The 5,854-nt window shown below is 51.6% G+C and carries 5 protein-coding genes and 3 pseudogenes; 6 read left to right on the forward strand and 2 right to left on the reverse strand.

Going from position 1 to position 5,854, the window contains the following annotated elements:
• On the forward strand, positions 1–428 hold a 428-nt coding region (locus RUA4292_RS15800), incomplete at its 5' end, for an IS5 family transposase (RefSeq protein ID WP_145974981.1).
• A gap of 305 nt (positions 429–733) precedes the next feature.
• On the opposite strand, the pseudogene RUA4292_RS15805 reads toward RUA4292_RS15800, so the two are convergent.
• A pseudogene (locus RUA4292_RS15805) lies at positions 734–975 on the reverse strand (transposase); the annotation flags it as partial.
• 220 nt (positions 976–1,195) lie between these two features.
• Between RUA4292_RS15805 and RUA4292_RS15810 the strand changes: the two are divergent.
• From RUA4292_RS15810 to RUA4292_RS15825, 4 genes are all read left to right on the forward strand, one after another.
• Positions 1,196–1,465 carry a potassium channel family protein gene (locus RUA4292_RS15810; RefSeq protein ID WP_233493465.1) on the forward strand — a complete coding sequence of 90 codons (270 nt, stop codon included), beginning with the start codon at positions 1,196–1,198 and terminating at the stop codon, positions 1,463–1,465.
• 175 nt (positions 1,466–1,640) lie between these two features.
• Positions 1,641–2,732, forward strand: a complete 1,092-nt coding sequence (locus RUA4292_RS15815; RefSeq protein ID WP_058278481.1) for an AI-2E family transporter — start codon at positions 1,641–1,643, stop codon at positions 2,730–2,732.
• On the forward strand, positions 2,729–3,793 hold the full coding sequence (locus RUA4292_RS15820; protein ID WP_058278482.1) for an HlyD family secretion protein: 1,065 nt from the start codon (positions 2,729–2,731) through the stop codon (positions 3,791–3,793). The genes RUA4292_RS15815 and RUA4292_RS15820 overlap by 4 nt, the downstream gene beginning before the upstream one ends.
• A complete protein-coding gene (locus RUA4292_RS15825; RefSeq protein WP_058278483.1) occupies positions 3,783–4,793 on the forward strand; it encodes a DUF2955 domain-containing protein in 1,011 nt (336 codons plus the stop codon). Before RUA4292_RS15820 ends, RUA4292_RS15825 begins: the two co-directional genes overlap by 11 nt.
• Positions 4,794–5,080: 287 nt before the next feature.
• Here RUA4292_RS15825 and RUA4292_RS24125 read toward each other — a convergent pair.
• Positions 5,081–5,269 (reverse strand): annotated as a pseudogene (locus RUA4292_RS24125) (transposase); the annotation flags it as partial.
• Between the two features lie 408 nt (positions 5,270–5,677).
• Between RUA4292_RS24125 and RUA4292_RS25720 the strand changes: the two are divergent.
• Positions 5,678–5,854: pseudogene (locus RUA4292_RS25720) on the forward strand (IS30 family transposase); the annotation flags it as partial.

The raw sequence follows: 5,854 nt of genomic DNA on the forward strand, positions 1-5,854 counted from the left end.
GGGGGCGCGGACGCCTGATCGGGCGTACCAAAGGCGGCATGAACACAAAGTTGCATGCAGTGGCTGACACGGTTGGGCGGCCCATTCGGTTCTTCATGACCGCCGGTCAAGTAAGCGACTACACTGGGGCGAGAGCTCTTGTCAGTAGCCTGCCAGCAGCCGACTGGCTGCTTGGGGATCGTGGCTATGATGCGGATTGGTTCCGTGAAGCCCTTGTAGATGTGGGAGTAACGCCTTGCATCCCCGGACGAAAGTCACGCGGCAAGGCCGTCAAATATGACAAACGCCGATACAAACGCCGCAATCGTATCGAGATCATGTTTGGCCGCTTGAAAGATTGGAGGCGCGTGGCAACCCGCCATGACAGATGCCCCAAGGTGTTCCTTTCGGCCATCGCTCTCGCCGCAACCGTAATTTTCTGGTTATGAGTCCTGAGCCTAGATCAGGCTTCACCCGATAGCGAGCCAACATTATGCTTAACCCGAAACCACCGAATGGGTTTTACAGCGATTTGAAAAAGCAACAGCACCGAGCGCAAGAAAACTGGCGTATTTTCAGCTGACTTGTTGCGGATCGTCGGCTTTGTATCGCTGTAACAATCGGCTTGTCTGGCGAAAAAAATTAACTGGTGAACGCTAGGAACGGAGTTTTCAATACAATCGGCTCAGAGCCAACATTCGCTGCGCTCTGCACGAAGGAAAGAGGTCGCTTGTCCCCTTCGGGCTCAGTGCTGTCGCGCCGTGCCCTCAGCCAATCGCTTCTTGCCTGCCTCAAGAAACTCTTTCGACCTGCTATAATAAAAGCTCGTGGCTATTCCTTCTCGGTGGCACAGTTCGGCAATGCTGTCTTCATCACGAAGCCCTTTAAAACAATGCGGATCTTCTCCTCTGCCGAATGTTGGCGCCGAGTCTTCCTGCGGATGTCTTTGACGACCCTCTCTGCCGACGCTTTCTGTTTCCCGGATTTCATTCTCATCTCCACTCTCTGATGGTTACGATGAGCCTGAAATCCTCCACTACCCAATCAACCTACTCTGTTCAATGGGTGCTGATGGCAGACAACGGCAGCCAGATTTCATCGATTTTCCACATTCATCCAATTACTGCTATATGTGAATTCTTCAAACGACGAGGACACGATGAACTCACTAACCAGAATAACACGTGGGATGGGCGTTGCGTTAAAGGACGGTAGAGTGAAAGGCATTCTTGCCTTCACAGTTGGAATGATTTTATGGGCCTCGGTCTTTTACCACTTTGTCGAAGGTTGGAGTTGGCTCGACTCAATCTACTTTTCTGTCGTGACGATTTCGACCGTGGGGTTTGGTGACTTCTCACCTGAAACCGCGGCAGGGAAGATCTTCACAATGATTTACATCATCGTGGGCCTCGGTGTCTTCGTGACCGCGGCGACCACTGTGGCAGATACAATCTTGTCCCAAGACGACAAAAAAGCGGACAAATAAATTATCCCAATTCGGCCAAATCAAGTTCATGCCCAGGCATTGGTTTGACTGGGCAACTCACGCCATGGCCCGTATTCATTTGTTTCTTCAAACTGATAGATGATTACTACAATTCAAAAAATATACATATTATGTTTTTTGAGTGTAACATTCGAAAAACATATGGAGGGATGGAATGGAAAAGACTCAGGACGCGAAGATTGTCGATCTGGCAATACGATTGCTCTTTCTCGGACTGTTCCTCTATAGCGCCCTGGTCATGGTGGCCCCGCTTGCAAGTGTGGTTATCTGGGCAACGATCCTCTGTGTGGCGCTTTACCCGGCATTTGATTGGCTTCAGTCCAAACTGGGAGGACGAAAGAAGCTTGCAACGACAATCTTGGTCTTGTTGGGCCTTGTTTTGACCCTGGGGCCAGTCGCGACTGCGGTGTCTGGTGCTGCAGAACTAGGGTCCGAGTTTGCGGAACAGGCCGACAGGGGTGAGCTGAAAGTCCCACCTGCGCCCGAAGGCCTCAAGGAATTGCCATTGGTTGGAGACAAAATTTCCGATGTTTGGGGAATGTTTGTGCGCAATCTTGACGGCGCGCTTGCGAAATATGGCACGCAAATCCTTGAGATCACCAAGTCGCTGTTCGGAAAGGTGTTGGGCATCGGCATCGGACTTCTTGGCTTAGCTTTGTCCGTGTTGATTATGGGAGCGTTATTCAGTCCCGGGCCAAATTTGGTCCAGGGTCTTCAGCGCTTTGCCAACCGTGTCTTCGCACCGCGAGGCGGTGAATTCGTAACGCTGGCAGGCGCAACTATTCGGAACGTGACAAAAGGCGTGATTGGCGTAGCAGCCATTCAGGCGGTCTGCGTTTGGATACTATTGGCTTTGTTTGGGATTTCTTCGGCCGCCACGCTGGCATTTATCTGCCTGATACTCTCGATTATCCAAATCGGGCCCGGATTGGTTCTTATACCGGTAATTATTTACGCATGGAGTTCCATGTCCGGCGGAACTGCTTTGATCTTCACCGTTTTGGCCATTCCAGTCATGATAATGGACAGTTTCCTAAGACCCGTTTTCATCTCAAAAGGCCTCGAGACTCCTATGTTGGTCATCCTCATCGGTGTTCTCGGAGGTATGATGGCGTACGGTTTAATCGGCGTCTTTATGGGGCCGGTTCTCTTCGCTGTCTTCTATGAGCTGTTCAAAGTGTGGATTGATACTTCGCCCGAAGCCGAGGGCGCAGGTGAAGATGCGGCTGAAGGTGCGGCGAAATGAGGAAGACGATATGGACAACTCTGGCTGTCATTTTGATTTTTCTTGTCTGGTATTTGGTCGCTGATCGGAAAACGCCATTTACCGGGAACGCCAGAGTAAAAGCCGTGGCGACCCAGATCGTCCCGCAGGTGACAGGCACTGTGACTGACGTATTGGTCGAAAATGGCCAGATAGTCTCGGCCGGAGATGTCCTCGTCCGGATCGACGCGCGACCGTACGAGATTCAGCGCGACAAAGCAGAAGCTGATCTCGAAGCGGCCACTCAAGAAGTGGGCGCATCTTCGGCAGAGGTAAGAGCGGCACAAGCCAAACTAGCAAGGGCGCAGAGCGATCTGGATACGATGCGCATTCAAACGGAACGCGTATTTGCGCTCGAAAAGAAAGGGTTGATTGCCGTCTCAAAGGCCGATGATGCGCGAGGGCAACTGGCAGAGTCCGAGGCAAACTATGAGAACGCAAAAGCGGATCTGGAAAAAGCAAAACAGAGGCTTGGTGACGACGGGATTGAAAATCCGAAAATCCAGCGCGCGTTGGCTGCCCTGGCGGATGCAGAGCTTAACCTTGAGTGGACTGTACTACGAGCTCCGGCGACCGGTGTCATCTCAAACTTGCTGATAGCCCCTGGAACATATGCGCGGTCCGGCCAGGATCTGTTGACGTTTCTGGACGCAACTGACGTCTGGATCGAGGCGTATTTTACCGAGAACAACCTAGGAAGAGCCTCGATAGGTTCTCCGGTTGACGTGGTGTTGGATATGCATCCAGGTCAGATTATTCCGGGCGTCATTGAGAGCTTTAGTGCGGCTGTTTCCCTAAGTGGCGGTGATGTGCCCGGGCAATTGGCGAGCCCGCCAAGCACTAAAGGTTTTTTGCGGGAGCCTGAGAGATTCCCAGTCAGGATCGTATTGCCAGGATATGAAGCTGGAAATGCCGAAGATGATCTTCGCTTTCAGCTGAATGGGCAAGCCGATGTGATCATGTACCTAAGTGACAACTCGTTGTTGAACCTAGTGGGCCGCACCTACATCCGCGTGGTTTCAATACTGTCCTATGCGTACTGAGGACCAACGCTCTGTCGCCCGGCTTGCGCTGGGTGTTACCGGCGTCTTTTCATTGGGCTTATTTCTTGGGTGGCCGCTTGCCGTCGTTGGGGCGGTGTTCGCCGCCCTTTTTCTGCAAGCACCTGCCGCATTGCCTTTGGCAGCATTTGCTAAGCTCTTTGTCTTCTCTATTGGATTGATGTTCATTTCGTTCCTGTTGTCGTCAATCTTCTCACCATATCCGCTTGTATTTCTTATGCTGGTGGCCATTGGAATAATCCTGTCTTTCATATGGTCCGTTTCAGGCGCCGGAGTTTTACCGGGTGTTATAGCGCTCATGGGCGCATTGATGATTCCGAACCTGGTTCTGCAATCACAGGACCTGGCTTTGGTACTCGTTTATTGGATACCGTTGAACCTGCTATTTGCAGGCTTAGTATCGACGTTGATGTTCGTGTTGATACCCGCTGAAACTCAAACGGCGGCTCAAAAAAAAGCTGCAGCGCAGCCGAGTTTCGATCCACATCGCCGAATAGTCAGGATGTCTCTTGTCACAGTGCCGTTTGCTATGGCGTTCTTTATTTCCGGAGCGTCTGCATTGCTGGTTCTGTTCTTTGTCGCCCTGCTGAGCCAGCAACTCGCGGCGATGCCTGCCGCGGGCAAAGCTGTGGCAAAAGCAATGCTGACGGCAAACCTTCTCGGGGCGGCAGTATCCATCATTTGTTATGAGATAAACGTAATAGCTCCGGTTATTCTCACCCCCATTCTGTTGTGTTTTTTCTTTTGCCTATCACTCGGAGCACTTGGGAAATCTCAAGTTCCGCTCGCCGCCGCCGCCGGCTCCGCTATTACAACGGCTCTGATTGTATACGGCGGGTCGGTTGCACCGTTTTCAGACGAGGCTGACGTCAAGAGCATCACTCGAGTTTTGCAAGTTGCCAGCGCCGCTTTTTTTGTAATCATCGCATATGTCGTGGTGGATGAATTCTGGCCGGAAAAAGAGCGCCAGGTGACTGAATGAACTGTGGCGCTATGAGGCTCGGCGCTGAAACCGGCAGAGTTTTCAATTTGACCAGTTTTACTTAGCATTCTCTCGAGCGAATGGCGGCTTAGCCCGGAGACTGTGTGGAAACTGTCTGGGTATGTGCAGCTTTCCGTGAGTTTTGGGTTCGGAGCGTGTTTTGTCGATTGGTCGTTTTGGAACCTTCAGATTTGTTCCGAGAGCTGTTCCCGCGGAAATCTGGTTCGATTTCGCTTTTTGAGGTGCCTTTTCTTGGCCAAGATGCCTTTGTCACTTCATCGCTTCTAACGATTGTAGAGCGTTTTATGTGGTCCATATTTCGTGGGTGTTTCTCGCCACCGTAACCCGTTGCGATTGATGAAGATAATCCCACTCAAGATACGCCTGTCATCAACGCGAGTTTTGCCGTGGAACTTTGGGAAGAAGGGCTTCGGACGCGCCATCTGCTCGTCGCTTAACTAGAAAAGATCTGAAATGTTCACCGCTCGTTTTGAACGCGATGAATCACGCAACCAAATCGAAATCAATGGGTCCCGAAATTAGGTGCCTATGGCGGAATACGCCAAATTCGGGGCCAGATGCAACGCTTAGGATGAAACGTATCCTATTGACCTTGTTGGGGATATTGCCGGCATTCTGGCTTTAGCGTCTTACACAAAAGCAAAGCCCGTCGATGAGGTGAGCAATGGTTCCGACGAAAGTTGGACCGTGGTGGTTGCGGGAGGGCGCAACCGCCGTTGTCGAACGCAGTTAAAATGCATGATTAAAGCGTATTCCTTCTGAAAGCAGACGTTCCCATCAAAACACTTGTATGACCGCTTTGAGCGGCGGACTCAACGGATCGCCGCAACACTTCACTTTGGAAGCAAGGATGGAGTGTTGGTATGGCTTATCGTCGTCGGATTTATTTTACGGAGAAACAGAAGGCAGAGATTTGGGATCGCTGGCAGCGCGGAGAGTCGATGAGCTCGATCGGTCGGTTGTTTGATCGAGGCTCGTCGTCGATCTATCCCCTGCTTGCGAGAACGGGTGGTATACGGCCACCAGAGCGGCGGCGATCA

This window comes from Ruegeria atlantica (assembly GCF_001458195.1).
Lineage (GTDB): Bacteria > Pseudomonadota > Alphaproteobacteria > Rhodobacterales > Rhodobacteraceae > Ruegeria > Ruegeria atlantica.

Coding starts and splice junctions, on each gene's coding strand:
- RUA4292_RS15825 (WP_058278483.1), top strand. CDS start 3,783: ATGCGTACTGAGGACCAACGCTCTGTCGCCCGGCTTGCGCTGGGTGTT.
- RUA4292_RS15815 (WP_058278481.1), top strand. CDS start 1,641: ATGGAAAAGACTCAGGACGCGAAGATTGTCGATCTGGCAATACGATTG.
- RUA4292_RS15820 (WP_058278482.1), top strand. CDS start 2,729: ATGAGGAAGACGATATGGACAACTCTGGCTGTCATTTTGATTTTTCTT.